Genomic DNA, 16,009 nt, shown 5'->3' with positions numbered 1-16,009 from the left:
CATTGATCGTAAAACGCGGTGACGTTTTTTTTGCGGATCTTTCTCCCGTTGTCGGTTCCGAGCAAGGTGGAGTCAGGCCGGTTCTGGTTATCCAGAATGACATTGGCAACCGGTTTAGTCCTACTTGTATTGTGGCGGCGATCACCGCCCAGATCCAAAAGGCAAAGCTGCCGACGCATGTGGAAATTGATGCGGCGGCACACGGCTTTGACCGGGACTCGGTTATTTTGCTCGAACAAATACGGACGATTGATAAGCAGAGGCTGACCGACAAGATTACCCATCTGGACGAGGAGACCATGAAACTGGTCAACGAAGCCTTACAGATCAGCCTGGGTTTAATCGATTTTTAAGGCATCAGGCAGTTGTTTCTTTGTTCTGCCGTGCCGCCCGTAGACAATGGATGTTCCTTGCAGGAACACACAATTTCAGACAGCAATCAAAAGAGCGTACAACAGCCTAACGGCCGGGGTACGCTCTTTTGATTAAAGCTTTATGAAAGCGTAGAACATTTAGAGTCTTTTCGTTATAATGATACCTGAGAAACCGTTTACGTTAATCAACATATATAGAGGTGGAGGAGACATATGAGCATTTATATTGACCAGGAGAAACTTCAATTTCATCTACAGACTCAAAAGGCAAGCTACGTATTCCAGGTGCTGCCTTCGGGATATTTGGTACATTTGTATTATGGCAAAAGACTACGTGATACCGATCTGAGTTGGCTTCATGTGCGTACGGAACGGGCCTCCTTCAGCCCGAATCCGGTACCGGAAGACCGGACGATCTCCTTCGACACGTTGGCGCAAGAGTTGCCAGTATACGGTACGAGTGATTTCCGTAATCCGGCAATCCAATTGCAGCTTGAGAACGGTTCAACCGTTTCGGAATTTACGTATACAGGCCATCGACTGATCAAAGGAAAGACAGCGCTTACCGGGCTGCCGGCAACTTATGTTGAGTCTGACGATGAAGCGGAGACACTCATCGTTGAACTGGAAGACCATGTTGCAGGGATCAAGATTGAACTTAGCTACACGGCCTTTACGGCATTTAATGCGATTACGCGTTCCATGCGTATCGTTAATGAGAACGCTGCCTCGGTGAATATTGCACGTGCGCACAGTTCTTCTGTTGATTTCCCGCATGCCGATTACGAATTGCTGCAACTGTCAGGAGCATGGACGCGTGAACGGGACATCGTTCGCAGACCGCTTGCTTCCGGCCTGCAAGGCATCGAGAGCCGTCGCGGCTCAAGCAGTCACCAGCAGAATCCGTTCATTGCTCTGATGACACCGGGTACAGACGAAGATCAGGGTGAAGTCTACGGGTTCAGCCTTGTATATAGCGGCAGCTTCACTGCACAGGCGGAAGTGGATCAGTTCCACACCACTCGTGTATCGCTGGGAATCAATCCGTTTGAGTTCGGCTGGAAGCTGGATTCGCAGGAGTCATTCCAGACGCCTGAGACGGTCATGGTTTATTCGGATGCAGGTCTGGATGGCATGTCTCAGTCGTATCATAAACTGTATCGCGAGCGCCTTGCACGTGGCAAGTTCCGCAATGCAGAGCGTCCGGTTCTGGTCAACAACTGGGAAGCGACCTATTTCGGCTTCAACGCAGATAAGATTGAGCAGATCGCCCAGGCAGGGAAGAAGCTTGGTATTGAACTGTTCGTACTGGATGATGGATGGTTCGGACATCGGGACAGTGATAATTCCTCACTCGGTGACTGGATTGTGGACAAGAATAAACTGCCACAAGGCCTGGATGATTTGGCCAACCGGGTAACCAGTTTGGACATGCAGTTCGGACTATGGTTCGAGCCTGAGATGATTTCGCCGGACAGTGAATTGTACCGTGCTCATCCGGACTGGTGTCTGCATGTGCCGGATCGCCGCCGCACGGAAGGGCGCCAACAATTGGTACTCGATTTCTCCCGTCAGGATGTGCGTGATGAGATTGTACGCATGTTAAGCGATGTGCTTGGATCTGCCCCGATCACTTATGTGAAATGGGACATGAACCGGAATATGACGGAAGTGGGTTCTGCATTGCTGCCAGCAGACAGACAGCGTGAGACTGCCCATCGATATATGCTTGGATTGTACGAAGTCATGGAACGGATTACTTCAGCGTTTCCGGATATCCTGTTCGAGAGCTGTTCAGGTGGTGGCGGCCGTTTTGATCCAGGTATGCTGTATTACATGCCGCAAACGTGGACCAGCGATAATACGGACGCGATATCCCGTCTTCGTATTCAGTATGGTACAAGCCTGGTATATCCGGTAAGTTCAATGGGGTCACATATCTCAGCGGTTCCCAATCACCAGGTTAATCGAATTACTTCTCTAGAGATTCGTGGACATGTCGCCATGTCCGGTAACTTTGGATACGAATTGGATTTGACTCGATTCACAGAGAAAGAGAATGCCATTGTGAAGGCTCAGGTTGAGCTGTACAAGGAAATTCGGGGAACCATTCAATACGGAACGTTCCGGCGCTTGCTAAGTCCGTTTGAAGGAAATGAAACGGCATGGATGTTTATTTCACCAGATGGCAGCGAAGCGGTTGTATTCTACTTCCGTGTGCTCTCTGAACCCAATGCACCCCTCCAACGTCTGAAGTTGAAGGGCCTGGACCCTAACGCGGATTATCGCCTCAAAGGCGGCTCCGAGACGTTTACCGGGGATGCGCTGATGTATGGCGGGATCTCCGTAGGTCGTGCATCGGGAGACTATCTGAGTGAAATGTTCCGATTCGAACGGGTCTAAATAAGTTGAATTATTTACACGGATACTACGATGACAGAACAACCTTCCAATCGCTGTTATCCCCAGATTTTTTTCGATTCCCTTTTCTTAAGGGGAAAATCCGGGGATAAAGGCGAACGCTTCGCTTTTTCAGGTTTTTTCTGTCCTCTCCGTCATCGTGTAAATGAGTAGTTTCACTTATTTAGAGTTCAATTGCATATAAAGTCCTTATGAGGAAGACCGAACAGCGTCGCGTTGACGTTTTTCGGTCTTTTTTTGACGTAATGGGGAAGGCTGGAGGAAGACGTAATTCTGTCAGAACTTGTATGCCAGTGGAATGATGGAAATCTGGACGTGATTTTGTGATAATATAGGGTAGAGTGGTTGAAGCAAATGGTTCAATCAAAATGTAATTACAGCAGCAAAGCTGCCCTGAACAAGCTTCAACTGAACGATTCAGGAAGGAAAGAGGGATTTATTTGTCTGAACAGGAAACGGTTCTGGAACCCAATGAAGAAACAATAAAGGCAGAACGCCATGAACGAATCATCAAACAGGTAGCCAAGGAACTGTCACTGTCCTTGAAGCAGGTCCGCACAACGTCGGAGCTTCTGGACGAAGGCAATACGATTCCATTTATCGCCCGCTACCGTAAGGAAATGACTGGAGAGCTGGATGAGAACGAGCTGCGGCTCATTGAAGAACGCATCGTATACTTGCGTAATCTCGAAGACCGCAAAGTGGAAGTCATCCGTATTATAGAGGAACAAGGCAAGCTGACCGGAGAACTGAAACAGTCCATCACCCAGGCAGTTAAGCTTCAGGAAGTGGAGGACTTGTACCGTCCGTTTCGCCAGAAGCGGAAAACCCGTGCCAGTGTAGCGAAGGAAAAAGGTCTCGAGCCACTCGCTGTATGGATCTGGGGTCAACCGAAGCAAGGGAATGTCCTGGAGGAAGCGGCGCGTTATATCAATGCTGAACTTGGGGTAGACGATGCAGAGGTTGCACTTCAGGGAGCCAAGGACATCTTGGCTGAAAATATCGCAGATGATGCTGCTATTCGTGCCTGGATTCGTCGATATACACTCGATCATGGCATGCTGACTTCGGAAGCGAAGGATGCGGAGCAGGAGTCTGTATATGAGAACTACTATGATTATCGTGAGTTAGCCAAAAAAATGCCTCCTCACCGCATTCTCGCCATTAACCGCGGTGAACGTGAGAACATTTTGAAAGTGGGTCTGGACGTACAGCCTGAACCGGCTCATCGTCATATGGAAGGGCAGATCATCAAGGGTACATCTGCGGTTCAGGACATTTTGCGTGCTGTGATTGAAGATGCTTACAAACGATTGATTGCCCCTTCGATTGAGCGCGAGGTTCGTGCAGAACTGACGGAAAAAGGTGAAAACCAAGCGATATCCGTATTCTCGGCTAATCTTCGGAATTTGCTGCTTCAGCCACCAATTCATGGCAAACGTGTGCTTGGTGTCGATCCTGCCTATCGTACCGGCTGTAAGCTGGCCGTGGTCGACGATACGGGCAAGCTGCTTGAAGTGGCTGTTACGTACCCAACGCCACCACACAACAAGAAGCGTGAAGCTGCCGAGGTCTTCCATCGGATGATCAAGCAGTATGATATCGGATTGATTGTTATCGGTAATGGTACAGGGTCCCGTGAGACGGAACAGTTTGTTGCCGAGATCATTCAGGAGAACGGTGACGAAAGTCTCGTGTATCTAATCGTCAATGAAGCTGGAGCGAGTGTGTATTCTGCATCCAAGCTGGCCCAGGAAGAATTCCCGGATCTCGACGTTGCCGAACGTAGTGCTGCTTCGATTGCCCGCCGGGTGCAAGACCCGCTGGCTGAGCTGGTCAAAATCGATCCAAAAGCCATTGGTGTAGGTCAATACCAGCATGACGTATCCCAAAAAATATTGGAAGAAAGCTTGAAGGCTGTTGTGGAATCCGCAGTTAACCACGTGGGTGTGGATGTGAACACGGCTTCACCTTCACTGCTGTCATATGTGGCTGGTGTAAATGCCACTATTGCCAAAAATATCGTGAAATACCGCGAAGAGAACGGCCGGTTCACGAATCGTCGCCAGCTGCAGAAGGTGCCGCGTCTGGGTGCCAAAACCTATGAGCAATGCGTAGGCTTTATGCGGATTGGCGAAGGGGAGAACCCGTTGGATCGTACACCGATTCACCCTGAATCGTATAAGGTGGTTGATCAACTCTTTAAAGAGCTTCAAGTTGAGCTGGACAAGCTGGGCAGCAAGGAACTGTCTGTTCTTCTGTCTGAGCAACAACCGGAACAGCTGGCTGTGAAGCTGGATGTGGGTGTACCTACACTACGTGACATTCTGGACAGCTTGCAGCGTCCGGGTCGTGACCCGCGTGAGGAAATGCCGCTACCGATCTTCCGCACAGATGTGCTCAAAATTGAGGATTTGGTGGAAGGCATGGAGCTGCAAGGCACGGTTCGCAACGTAATTGACTTTGGTGCATTTGTCGACATCGGCATCAAGAGTGACGGGCTTGTCCATATCTCACAGCTGAGCAACGGTTACGTCAAACATCCGATGGATGTGGTATCTGTCGGGGATAATGTAACGGTTTGGGTGATGAATGTGGATACCAAAAAAGGCCGTGTCGGCCTCACGATGAAGAAGCCTGCTTCTTCTCAGCAGTCTTCCTAATCCAGCACAATGCTCGGAGAACAGCCTTCCCTGTAAGGGGAAGGCTGTTTGTTGTCAGCTATAATAGTACTGTTGCCCGTACTGTATTCTTCGAAGGGATTTTATGAAAGAAGTGAGAGCTTGAAGTGGACGAAAGAGAGTGGTGTCAGATGCTTAAAGTTCGCTGTCCGCGCTGCGCGGGGTGCCACTTGTCGGTTTGTTTCGGTAAAAGAACCAACATTCGTTCAGCAGCTTGATCTGTCTGCTGTCCTTTTTGTGAAATGCACGCATCAGTTGATTGCAAAGCCATTGAGGCAAGGGTATCTCCTCCTCTTGCATAATTCATCTGTACGTTAGCATATGTGGCAATAGCCTGGACTGTGCGGATTAACCAGTGAGGAACACGGAAAATTCAATTTCTATACGGATATGGATTAAAGGGCGAAAAAAAGCACAACTCCCGCTTTTAGGAGATGCGCTTTTGGTTCCATCCTGCATGAAAAATAAGTCCATAAGTGGATTAGAGTGATTCCATCTCTTCTTCATACCATTGCTCTAATTGAGCCTGGAGCGCCCGAATTTCAGTGAGCAGGGAAATCAAAGGATATTCACTCTCTCTTAGTGCTGCGAAACTTTGTTCAAGGGCATTGATGTAGTCAAGGCCTCCGATGATGGAGAGCTGCTCGTCCAGAAGGTCAAGATTGTCACATTCAGCGATTGCCCAAGGCAGAACAGGTACATCTGCGGCCGTAAGTTTGTCAATTTCTTTGTGCAGGCGCAGGTTGAGCGCACTGAGTTGGTAAGCGTAATCGGCGGGCATTTCCACAAACTGCAATTGCTGTTCCTGCTGCAGGATGACGTAGCGCATTGTAGGCATAACGAGTAATAATCTCCCCTCATACATTCTACTTGACAGTGTAGCCTACGAAACGGTTAAAATTCAAGTATTATGGCGGAAAAACAAATGGCCCATAGGGGGTGAAAGGAGGGAGATTCGATGGAAAATGAGGAATTGCAGCAATGGATTGAGCAGGTGTCGTTGGATCATTTCGGGGTTCCGTTCACTCACGAGGCGCTGTTTAACCGTCGTCTGACCACGACAGGTGGGCGTTATATGCTCAAAAGTCACCGAATAGAGATTAATCCTCATCAGCTCGAAGCCTATGGGCGGGAAGAGGTTGAGAAAATCATCAAGCATGAACTGTGTCACTACCATCTGCACATCCGTGGACGCGGCTACCAACACCGGGACCCGGAATTCAAAGCCTTGTTGCAAAAGGTGGGCGGTTCAAGGTTCTGTCAGTCCCTTCCGGACGGAAAGGGCAGAAAGCCACTACCGTATCGCTATAAGCTGGTGTGCAAGAGCTGTGGCACGGAATATTTGCGTAAACGTAAAGTTGATCCGAAGAGGTACCGCTGTGGTCGTTGTGCGGGCAAGTTAGGGATTCAGAGTATCTAAAGCTTATTAAGAAAGTCATCGGAGGCATGTTGACTTGGAATATTAATCATGATAAATTTAGGATATTCAAGATCAATATTCCCTGATAGCTCAGTTGGTAGAGCACTCGACTGTTAATCGAGTTGTCACAGGTTCGAGTCCTGTTCGGGGAGCCATTCTTGGAGAGATACCCAAGTGGCTATAAGGGGACCCTCTGCTAAGGGGTTAGACTGCGTAAGCGGTGCGAGGGTTCGAATCCCTCTCTCTCCGTTCTGATTTACTTCTCTGTACAAGGGATGAGAACCCTAAAGGTTCGTCGAAGCATACGCTTCGTAAGGAATACATCGCAGTCTCGAATGAAGTGAGAGTATCCCTCTCTCTCCGTTCTGAACAAAACATAATCCCCCTTCTCACGAACCGTTAATGGTTCGTGAGAAGGGGGATTTTTGATGTATCGTCATTTTACTAATGTACATGAATGCCTAATTGCCGCCCTACAATGAAATGCCCAATACCTCGTACAAACCCTTCTTGCCAGCTTCCGTGACTTCAACCGAACGGCTGCCTGCCTTCTGACGGGTCCAATCCAGTTCAGACAAGCGGCGCCCGAGTTCGTCTCCCAATACACCGGAGATATGATGACGGCGTTCACTCCAGTCCAGACATTTGCGAGCCATAGCGCGACGCGATCCGGCTTTACCTTCAAGTATGATGCCAAAAGAAGTGAACCATTGAATCCCTTTCTCTGTAATGTGGTAATCCTTGGCCTGGTCATCCTCAGGTTCTTCGAGATAACCTTCCCGCAATAAAGCTTCGCACAACGATATCCCCAATTTTCCGGCCAGATGCCCATAACAGGTTCGAGCAAAGCTCAAATGTTGAAGCTGATCAGACTGTTTGAGGGACCTCACTTGAACTGGTGCAGCGATACTTCCCATTGTCTCAATCAGAAAAGCAACCTCCTTGCCTGCAAGTCGATAATATCGATGTCTTCCTTGCTGTTCAACGACGAGCAGCCCGCCTTCGACCAGCTTCGCGAGATGACTGCTTGCCGTTTGGGGGGTAACACTCGCCATGTAAGCAAGTTCGCCTGCAGGAAGTGCACGACCATCCAACAAAGCTTCCAAAAAAATAGCACGACTGGGATCAGCAACTAACGACGCAACAGCGGATATATTCGGATATGCATTCATACTTCGATGATACCTGAACTATTGGTGTATTACAATTCAATGTGTATGAATGACGATCCACATGACCCATTGGATGGATTGAAGAATGGAGGAAGAAGCAATGTATACAAATGACAGAACGAAAGAAGGTCCTGAACCAGAGAGTCACCGAGGCTCAAACCGAGAGTTGATGCAGCATGAGGTGATAACTCCAAGTATTTTGTACTATGGCACACCTGTATTGTTACTGAGCACGTTAAACGAAGAGGGGACAACAAATCTATCACCACTTTCTTCATCCTGGGCACTCGGCGACTGCTTGGTACTTGGAATTGGTATTCAAGGCAAAGCCTTTGAGAACCTGAACCGACGCCCTGAATGTGTAATTAATCTGCCCGATGCATCCATGTGGGAGCAGGTTGAGATACTGGGACGTTATACGGGGAAATATCCCGTTCCTGAAGAGAAAAGAAGGATGGGGTTTGAATTTTGTGATGATAAATTTGCTACTTCTGGACTGACGCCTCAAAATTCAGTTCTGGTTGAGCCGAATAAAATAGCGGAGTGTCCGCTCCAGATTGAAGCCGCGGTACAACACATACGTATTCCCGAACACACGCCTTTCATGGCGATTGTGGAGGTAAAAGCGTTGAAGGTACATGCTCATCACCGCCTGATATCAGATTTGAACAAGATTAACCCAGAGAAATGGAATCCTTTAATTTATAATTTCCGACATTATTATGGACTTGGAGAGCGGCATGGGGAGAGCTTTCCGGCAGAGAAGTGATGTATTAGGATACTAAATTAGCATACGCAATCCATAAGTGATACAAAATATACGAAGTGGGGCCAGTTGGGCGCCGCTTCTTTCGGCCTACATTGAGAATTATTTAGGAGTTCGTCCGGTGAATGTATAAGTGCGGCTATTTTATTAGTCAAGGATTGGGTAAATAGTAAAGAAAGATACATGTAAGCATATACATAAGAGAGGTGATGAGCATGGAAACGGAATACTTGATGCGTGTACTCATAGCTGGCATATGCGGCGTGTTCATCGGATATGAGCGCAAGAACCGAATGAAGGAAGCCGGAATACGTACTCACTTTGTTGTTGCTGTGGGTGCAGCATTAATGATGATAGTATCCAAGTATGGCTTTCAGGATCAGGCAGGCTGGGCGAATCTCTCGCTTGACCCATCCAGGATTGCTGCACAGGTGGTCAGTGGGGTCGGCTTCATTGGAGCCGGGATGATCTTCACACAGCGTCATACGGTCCGAGGATTGACGACAGCGGCGGGAATTTGGGCGACTGCAGGAATGGGACTGGCTGTTGGTTCGGGATTGTATTGGACAGGTGCAGGGGTAACGCTGCTTATTGTTCTGGCCCAGATGCTGCTGCATCGGCCGACACGCTGGTTGGTATCCGCGAGAACAGAGACGTTGACCATTCGACTGCTAAAGGAAGGGGACACCCTCAAAACCGTTTTGGCTTTGCTGGGACAGGAAAAAATCTCGGTAATCGGATTCAAAACAGAACAGCAAACAAGCACAGACTCCGGAGAGGAGACAGTGCTTGAATTCACTCTGCAACTGCCCGGTTCATATCGGGCCGAGCAGCTAATTATTTTATTGCAGGATGTCCCTCACGTTCGATCCGTTGATATGAGGTGAGCCAGGCCATCGCTAGATCGCTAGGTCCTCATACCGAACATCACAAGAAGCGATTACTGACCGCCTTCAATGACGGTCTCCGGCTGGGAAACAGGCTTGCCTTCAAGAACACAATGAATGGCATGTGCGACACCATGCTCCACATTAGTCAACGACACAGCTTTGGCAAGCGCCTTAATCTCCGGTTCAGCATTGCCCATGGCAATACCGAGTCCTGCCATTTTTAGCATGGATACGTCGTTGAAATTATCACCAATGGCAGCTGTATCTTCCATGGAGATGTTCAAATGCGCAGCCAGTTTGGTTAAGGCATTACCTTTGGATACATCAGGATGCTGCATTTCGAAGTTGTGTTCAGAGGATACCACCATGGCTACATCGGAGCGAGAAGCAAAGTATTCGCGTCCCTGCTGCAATTGAGCGGGGTCCAATGAAAAGGCCATAATATTGTAAATGAAAGCTTCGGAAGGGATTTCTTGATGGGAATTAACGCGGTGGTAATCTTTCTTGTCATAGTGCTTCTTAACAGCTCGAATGAGGCGTTCAATATCCTCCCCTGGACTCGAACCCAGAATGCGATCCATTTCAGCGAGCATCGCCTCATGACTGCCTATAGGGGCGTAGATTCCCTGTTGTGTAGAGGCCTCGTAGTAGCAATGATGATCTTCCAGCCACTGCATGACGGATGCGGCCGTTTCACGCTCAAGTGGAAGATGGAACAGGCGCTCACCGTTGGCATCATGGATGGTAGCTCCGTTGGAGCCGATGACTGGCGTGTTAATTCCGCCTTCGCTGCTTATCATTAATACGTCGGAATAAACCCGTCCTGTAGCGATCGTAACCTTCAATCCTTCTTGTTGCGCCTTATGGATTGCAGCTGCGTTTTCCGGGCTGATCTGACTGTCTCTGTTCAATAGGGTTCCATCTAAATCGGTAGCAAATAATTTCATATGTTACAACTCCTTTTCAATTGTAGGTTCAGGGATGAGAATCTCCACTTGCTGTTCGGTCAAAAAGGTTCGCCAATCCTGGGAAGGCCATTGATCTGTAATTAACATATCAACGAGTGACCAGTCCGCAAAACGGTAACCATAACGCTTATCAAACTTGGAATGGTCAGCGAGTACAATAACCTGTTTTGCAGCTTGCATCATTTTGTGCTTGATCTTTCCTTCTTCTTCGGAAGCGCTGAAGCCGTCCATCGTAATTCCGCCAATGCCGATAAATGCTTTGTCTACATAATAGTGAGAAAGAGTTTCGATTACGGAAGTGCCATAGACATAACGCTGCTCTTTATCGACTTTACCGCCAAGCAAACGAATCTCGACAGCCGTATGATTGGAGAGAAGTTCAGCTGAGTAAATGGAATTGGTAATGACGGTACAGGATTTGCCGTTCAGATTTTCGGCACAAGTCTGCACTGTAGTGGAAGAATCCAGAATAATGTGTTCGCCTTGGCGGACGATCGCAGCGGCTAGTTTGCCAATAGCTCTTTTTTCATCGGAAATGTGGAGCAGACGATCTTTATAAGATCGGTGCTCAACTGGTGGAACGGGGAGAATTGCACCGCCGCGCGTTCGGATGATGGCATCCTGTTCTTCGAGCTTGATCAGATCCCTTCGAGCCGTGTCCCGGGAAACGTCAAACAGGGATACAATATCCTCAGCTGAAATGCGATTGTGTTTACGTAGGTGCTCAATAATCAGCTGCATTCGTTCTTCCTGAAACAAACGTGCCGCCTCCTTATACGTAGCTGACCGTGTTTATAACTGATAGGTTAATTATAAGTACTAATAATGATATTTGCAATATTATAAGTGAATGTAAGTGTATTTAAGTTTTTTGATATTAATTTTACAAATTACGATGATTACGGTGATAAATATGTGAGAGAGATTTTGGAGTGAGTAGGCTCATAAGCTCATGAAGAAGGGGTAAAAAGGAGAGAATAAAAAATTCGAAAAAAAATGTTGCACATTTTATTTAGCCTGTGATATACTCATTCTTGTCGCCAAGAAAGACAACTTGTTAATAAGGCCCGTTGGTCAAGGGGTTAAGACACCTCCCTTTCACGGAGGTAACAGGGGTTCGAATCCCCTACGGGTCATTATCTTCACCACCTCAGGGATGTACAATCCTGATGAGGAATCCTCATAAAGTCATAGCTCCTGAACAAAAGAGTTACGCATGGCACATCCGGTGAAGTTACAGCAAGAGCCATTAGCTCAGTTGGTAGAGCACCTGACTTTTAATCAGGGTGTCGAAGGTTCGAGCCCTTCATGGCTCACCATTTTTACAATTAAATATGCGGTCGTGGTGGAATGGCAGACACGCTATCTTGAGGGGGTAGTGGGTGTATACCCGTGGAGGTTCGAGTCCTCTCGACCGCATCACAGCAACAGACGTTATAAGATAGACTCTCATGATTATTCATGGGAGTCTATCTTTGTGTTATGAGAAATACCTGAACGTATTCCTGGGATTAAAAGGCTGAGGATTCAGGAGGGTTGTGGTATAATTTAGGTACATGTATTGATTATTACGGTTGGAAGGCGGTTCTGTATGCAGTCGATCTATGAGCGAATTGAACACCTGATTGCTGAACGAGGAATGACCAAGAAGGCTTTCTGCCAACAGCTGAAGATCAGCACGGGCAATCTGGGTGACTGGAAACGCGGTAAATCTATTCCGAGTACGAATAAACTAATCGAGATTGCTTCGTTTTTTGATGTGAGCCTGGACTGGCTCATGATTGGCCGTCCATCCAAGGAGGCGATGGTGCGGGAAAAACGGGAGGATTATTTTTTTGACGTGTTGCGGCAATTGAATTGCCAAGAAAGCGAATTATCGACTGTGGAACAGTCTTTTATCAGTGAATATATTGAGTTCACCCGTTATCGTAAATCCAAGGAAAGCAAAAATTCAGGCGACTTTCGTTACAAGGGAGAAGATAAGCCAGAAGCGGATGAATCGGTGCAGCGGAAAGATTAAGCACTTCTCTTCATTACATTTTTTATATAATATTATGGCATAATTGGGTTTGATCATTTGTTCGGCAATGAATTGGAGAGACGTAAATGTTTTAGATGATTCGGATGGGAGGAAGTTCTGTATGCAGTCGATCTATGAGCGAATTGAACATCTGATTGCCGAGCGAGGGATGACCAAGAAAGAGTTCTGTAAACAACTGAAGATTAGCACAGGTAATCTGGGTGACTGGAAACGCGGCAAATCTGTCCCGAGTACGAATAAACTCATTGAAATTGCTGCGTTTTTTAATGTGAGCCTGGACTGGCTCATGATTGGCCGTCCATCCAAGGAGGCGATGGTGCGGGAAAAACGGGAGGATTATTTTTTTGGCGTGTTACGGCAATTAGATTGCCAGGAAAGCGAATTATCGACTGTGGAACAGTCTTTTATCAGTGAATATATCGAATTTACCCGTTACCGCAAATCCAAGGAAGGCAATGATCCAGATGACTTTCGCTACAAGAGAGTGGATACGCCCGAAGACGACGGCACGATATAGCTCCAAGTGCGATTTGACCGGCTAGCTTGGATAAGCTCAAAAACCTCTGAACAGATCCGAATCCATTCGGTAAGCTGTCCAGAGGTTTTTGGTTTTTTAGAACAGTGTACATTATGAGTTTTCGAATGGCTCGTCGGATCGAATTAAAAGCGTTTAATTAAAAGCGTTTATTTGCGAAAAGCCAGCGTTTGTTTGCCCAAAAGTTCGGGTCGAAGGGTGTTCCAAATCTGTAGGCATTGCTCCTGAAGTTCCCAGGCTGCCATTCCGAGCAAACGAACACCAATCCCGCCTGTAGCGAGCAAGCTGGCCCCGGAAAGCATGCGACCATCTGGGGGAAGAATGGACCGTATGGACTCCAACTGTGCTGCGCCTAATCCAGGGGCAATCATCCATAAAGCCGCAGTGTGGGTGTAGTCTAACAACGCTGCGGATGATTTCGGATCATCGGATTCTGGTTCGTGCCCGAAGCGATCCCATACGGCCAATTGCTGTCCTTGCCAGATTTCTGTCAGACTGCCATAACGCTTGAACTGAAAGGCTTCCCCTCGATGAATTCGTCCAGCGGACCAGATATCCGCATACGCAAGTACGGCTTGTTCCCCCAACTCAAAGGTCGTGGTGAGTGAGGATGAACTGCCTTTAAACGGAATAACACATTCAGGAAAGTACTCCAGCACCGCTCCTTGTTCCAGTCGGAAGTGATGGTTCACAGATGACGGAACAGTAGGTGTGGGATGAAGCCTCGTGGCTGATGTGCTGCTTAGCATTACGTGAGTGTTCTGGCCCAACTGCCATTCGGATCGATAATGATCACCGTTCAGCACGCCTGGAGAGACGTCTGAAGTGTATATACATAATTCATCTCCGCCACCCGGAGGTCGAAAGGATCGACTGAACCGGAGAGGGGCGCTATAATACCGATCAGTCATGACGGTGCGCCCGCCTTGAAGAGCGAAAGTGGCCCGAAGCTCGCTGCGGCGTATCACGGCCTCTCCGGCACTGCAATTCAGTCCGTGTTCAACTCCATGTAGAGAGGAGGATGAATTAGTGGCTGTGTGTCGTACCGTGCTCATGGGTGTGCGTATGCAGATGCGCAGCGGAAGCATCGTCATCCATATATTGATGTTCAAGCCAATGGACAATTTCGGATACCCCTTCACCGCTCATCAGGTTTGACATCACATATGGCCTTCCTTCACGTACCCGTTCGGTATCATCCTTCATCACTTGCAGACTTGCGCCAACATAAGGAGCAAGGTCAGTCTTGTTAATCAGCAGCAGGTCTGAGCGTGTAATACCCGGACCACCTTTGCGAGGCAGTTTTTCACCCTGAGCCACGTCAATAATATAAATGAATACGTCCGCCAGTTCCGGGCTGAACGCAGCAGAGAGGTTGTCGCCACCGCTTTCGATAAAGATCAGCTGCAGGTCAGGAAAGCGTTCGATCAATTCATCAACGGCTTCGAAATTCATTGAGGCATCCTCTCGAATAGCGGTATGCGGGCATCCCCCAGTTTCTACCCCGATAATGCGTTCGGGTGCGAGTGCGTTCTGACGCAGCAAAATCTCGGCATCCTCTTTCGTGTAAATATCATTGGTAATAACGGCCAGGCTGTAGCGTGTGCGCAATGCCTTGGACAGCTTCTCCACCAGGGCTGTTTTTCCTGAACCTACCGGCCCGCCGATTCCGATTCGCATCGGGCGACTCCGATCAAATACCTTACGTTCCCATCCTGCATGATGCGTATGATTAGCTCCTCCACACATAACAAATTCCTCCTTGGTTTTGAATTAAATTAATATAGTCAGGACATGAACAGACGGGCTGGCAGACTCTCATGCCTCATGGCATAGATTTCCTGGGCAATACCGAAGCTGTGCATATCTTCCGGGTCGTTATCCCGGATTTGAGACCATTCTGAATCAATATCGTTCAAAAGTTTCTGAATAAGCATCTGTGCCTCGGTTTGCCCGATGGGTAGAAGGCGCAGGGCGCTATTGACATAAGCGTTAACAGAGGTGTACAGATGACCGGTGACGGCTTCGTCCAGTCCGATTTCCAGTTGATAGTTGATGTAGCCATGAATCGTTGTGATGCCGCAAAAGGCACCGTGATCCTTTATGGCTTCATCAATTAGTGTGAAATCCATCCATGGGTAAAGTGACCTCGCGAGCTTGAGTAATCGCTTCCCCATCTTGTGTCCGCTTTCCCGCAGCTCCCTGGGGGTCCGCTGGGCGTGTACGCGTTTGTCATAAAGGGCCAGAAGGGCGGCATCCTGTTGCTCGATAGCTTGGTAGACACCTTTGATGGCGAGACCATCGATCCGCACGAGGCTGGAATGAAGCTGGCCGCGAATGAACTGTTCGAGCTGGGCGGTGGTCCGTATCCTGCCGTCATGAGTGTATGCCTCCAGACCGAACGAGTGGGAGAACCCGCCAATGGGCAGGGCCGAATCCAGCAGTTGAACATAACGGAGCAACTTCGTGCCGCTGTGCATCATCATGCGTGTCCCCCTCTTAGGTGTTTAAATTACAATCCAAATCTAATATAAATTTTTAAAAAATATAAGATGAACAAGCGGTTTACACGAGAACGTAGAGGGCAGAAAAAACTTGGAGAAGCGTAGCGCTCGTCTAAAAGATTTCTGAAAGAAAGCTACGTCGAAAGCATACGCTATCACAAGATTTCTCCCTTTCAAAAGGGGGTCAAAGAAATCTGGGGATAACAGCGATCGGAAGGTTGTTCTGCCAGCGGAGTG

The 16,009-nt window shown here is 48.1% G+C and carries 16 protein-coding genes and 5 tRNA genes; 13 read left to right on the top strand and 8 right to left on the bottom strand.

Annotated elements, in window-relative coordinates:
* Window positions 1-2 precede the first annotated feature (2 nt).
* The 3 genes from P364_RS0113900 to P364_RS0113890 all read left to right on the top strand — a co-directional run bounded on the left by P364_RS0113900 (window position 3) and on the right by P364_RS0113890 (window position 5,458).
* On the top strand, window positions 3-353 hold the full coding sequence (locus P364_RS0113900; protein ID WP_024630714.1) for a type II toxin-antitoxin system PemK/MazF family toxin: 351 nt from the start codon (window positions 3-5) through the stop codon (window positions 351-353).
* A gap of 234 nt (window positions 354-587) precedes the next feature.
* Window positions 588-2,777: an alpha-galactosidase gene (locus P364_RS0113895; RefSeq protein ID WP_024630713.1), complete on the top strand. Its 2,190-nt coding sequence runs from the start codon at window positions 588-590 to the stop codon at window positions 2,775-2,777.
* A 458-nt stretch (window positions 2,778-3,235) separates the two neighbouring features.
* On the top strand, window positions 3,236-5,458 hold the full coding sequence (locus P364_RS0113890) for a Tex family protein (protein WP_024630712.1): 2,223 nt from the start codon (window positions 3,236-3,238) through the stop codon (window positions 5,456-5,458).
* A gap of 153 nt (window positions 5,459-5,611) precedes the next feature.
* Here P364_RS0113890 and cmpA read toward each other — a convergent pair whose 3' ends face one another.
* On the bottom strand, window positions 5,612-5,755 hold the full coding sequence (gene cmpA / locus P364_RS37350; protein WP_090808144.1) for a cortex morphogenetic protein CmpA: 144 nt from the start codon (window positions 5,753-5,755) through the stop codon (window positions 5,612-5,614).
* A 202-nt stretch (window positions 5,756-5,957) separates the two neighbouring features.
* Window positions 5,958-6,314 carry a hypothetical protein gene (locus P364_RS0113880; RefSeq protein WP_024630711.1) on the bottom strand — a complete coding sequence of 119 codons (357 nt, stop codon included), beginning with the start codon at window positions 6,312-6,314 and terminating at the stop codon, window positions 5,958-5,960.
* 120 nt (window positions 6,315-6,434) lie between these two features.
* Here P364_RS0113880 and P364_RS0113875 point away from each other — a divergent pair, with 120 nt between their 5' ends.
* From P364_RS0113875 to P364_RS0113865, 3 genes are all read left to right on the top strand, one after another.
* Window positions 6,435-6,896 carry a SprT family protein gene (locus P364_RS0113875; RefSeq protein ID WP_024630710.1) on the top strand — a complete coding sequence of 154 codons (462 nt, stop codon included), beginning with the start codon at window positions 6,435-6,437 and terminating at the stop codon, window positions 6,894-6,896.
* A 79-nt stretch (window positions 6,897-6,975) separates the two neighbouring features.
* A tRNA-Asn gene (locus tag P364_RS0113870) sits at window positions 6,976-7,051 on the top strand.
* 5 nt (window positions 7,052-7,056) lie between these two features.
* Window positions 7,057-7,145 (top strand) — tRNA-Ser (locus P364_RS0113865).
* A 224-nt stretch (window positions 7,146-7,369) separates the two neighbouring features.
* Here the strand turns inward: P364_RS0113865 and P364_RS0113860 are convergent.
* Entirely contained in the window at window positions 7,370-8,068 is a 699-nt protein-coding gene (locus P364_RS0113860) for an ArsR/SmtB family transcription factor (RefSeq protein WP_024630709.1), read from the bottom strand.
* A gap of 169 nt (window positions 8,069-8,237) precedes the next feature.
* Between P364_RS0113860 and P364_RS0113855 the strand changes: the two genes are divergently transcribed.
* Window positions 8,238-8,837, top strand: coding sequence for a flavin reductase family protein (locus P364_RS0113855; RefSeq protein ID WP_024630708.1), 600 nt, complete (start codon window positions 8,238-8,240; stop codon window positions 8,835-8,837).
* 212 nt (window positions 8,838-9,049) lie between these two features.
* Window positions 9,050-9,721 (top strand): MgtC/SapB family protein, encoded by a 672-nt coding sequence (locus P364_RS0113850; RefSeq protein WP_024630707.1) that lies wholly within the window; start codon window positions 9,050-9,052, stop codon window positions 9,719-9,721.
* Between the two features lie 53 nt (window positions 9,722-9,774).
* On the opposite strand, the gene P364_RS0113845 is transcribed toward P364_RS0113850, so the two are convergent.
* Window positions 9,775-10,671, bottom strand: coding sequence for a Cof-type HAD-IIB family hydrolase (locus P364_RS0113845; RefSeq protein ID WP_024630706.1), 897 nt, complete (start codon window positions 10,669-10,671; stop codon window positions 9,775-9,777).
* A gap of 3 nt (window positions 10,672-10,674) precedes the next feature.
* Window positions 10,675-11,451, bottom strand: coding sequence for a DeoR/GlpR family DNA-binding transcription regulator (locus tag P364_RS0113840; protein WP_024630705.1), 777 nt, complete (start codon window positions 11,449-11,451; stop codon window positions 10,675-10,677).
* Window positions 11,452-11,756: 305 nt separating this feature from the next.
* Here P364_RS0113840 and P364_RS0113835 point away from each other — a divergent pair.
* From P364_RS0113835 to P364_RS0113815, 5 genes are all read left to right on the top strand, one after another.
* A tRNA-Glu gene (locus tag P364_RS0113835) sits at window positions 11,757-11,828 on the top strand.
* Window positions 11,829-11,935: 107 nt separating this feature from the next.
* A tRNA-Lys gene (locus P364_RS0113830) sits at window positions 11,936-12,011 on the top strand.
* 17 nt (window positions 12,012-12,028) lie between these two features.
* Window positions 12,029-12,111: transfer RNA gene (locus tag P364_RS0113825), tRNA-Leu, on the top strand.
* A 172-nt stretch (window positions 12,112-12,283) separates the two neighbouring features.
* Window positions 12,284-12,712 carry a helix-turn-helix domain-containing protein gene (locus tag P364_RS0113820; RefSeq protein ID WP_024630704.1) on the top strand — a complete coding sequence of 143 codons (429 nt, stop codon included), beginning with the start codon at window positions 12,284-12,286 and terminating at the stop codon, window positions 12,710-12,712.
* A gap of 121 nt (window positions 12,713-12,833) precedes the next feature.
* Complete coding sequence (locus P364_RS0113815; protein WP_024630703.1) at window positions 12,834-13,250, top strand: helix-turn-helix domain-containing protein; 417 nt, start codon at window positions 12,834-12,836, stop codon at window positions 13,248-13,250.
* A 167-nt stretch (window positions 13,251-13,417) separates the two neighbouring features.
* Here the strand turns inward: P364_RS0113815 and P364_RS0113810 are convergent, their stop codons facing one another.
* From P364_RS0113810 to P364_RS0113800, 3 genes are read right to left on the bottom strand one after another with little or no spacing between them, the layout of a single operon-like run.
* Complete coding sequence (locus P364_RS0113810; protein ID WP_081717979.1) at window positions 13,418-14,392, bottom strand: urease accessory protein UreD; 975 nt, start codon at window positions 14,390-14,392, stop codon at window positions 13,418-13,420.
* Complete coding sequence (gene ureG / locus P364_RS0113805) at window positions 14,295-15,017, bottom strand: urease accessory protein UreG (protein WP_024630701.1); 723 nt, start codon at window positions 15,015-15,017, stop codon at window positions 14,295-14,297. The genes P364_RS0113810 and ureG overlap by 98 nt, the downstream gene beginning before the upstream one ends.
* A 38-nt stretch (window positions 15,018-15,055) precedes the next feature.
* On the bottom strand, window positions 15,056-15,754 hold the full coding sequence (locus P364_RS0113800) for an urease accessory protein UreF (protein WP_024630700.1): 699 nt from the start codon (window positions 15,752-15,754) through the stop codon (window positions 15,056-15,058).
* Window positions 15,755-16,009: the final 255 nt, after the last annotated feature.

It is taken from the genome of Paenibacillus sp. MAEPY2, from assembly GCF_000499205.1.
GTDB classification, from domain to species: Bacteria; Bacillota; Bacilli; order Paenibacillales; family Paenibacillaceae; genus Paenibacillus; species Paenibacillus vandeheii.
This window is presented reverse-complemented; position numbering and strand designations above follow the sequence as displayed.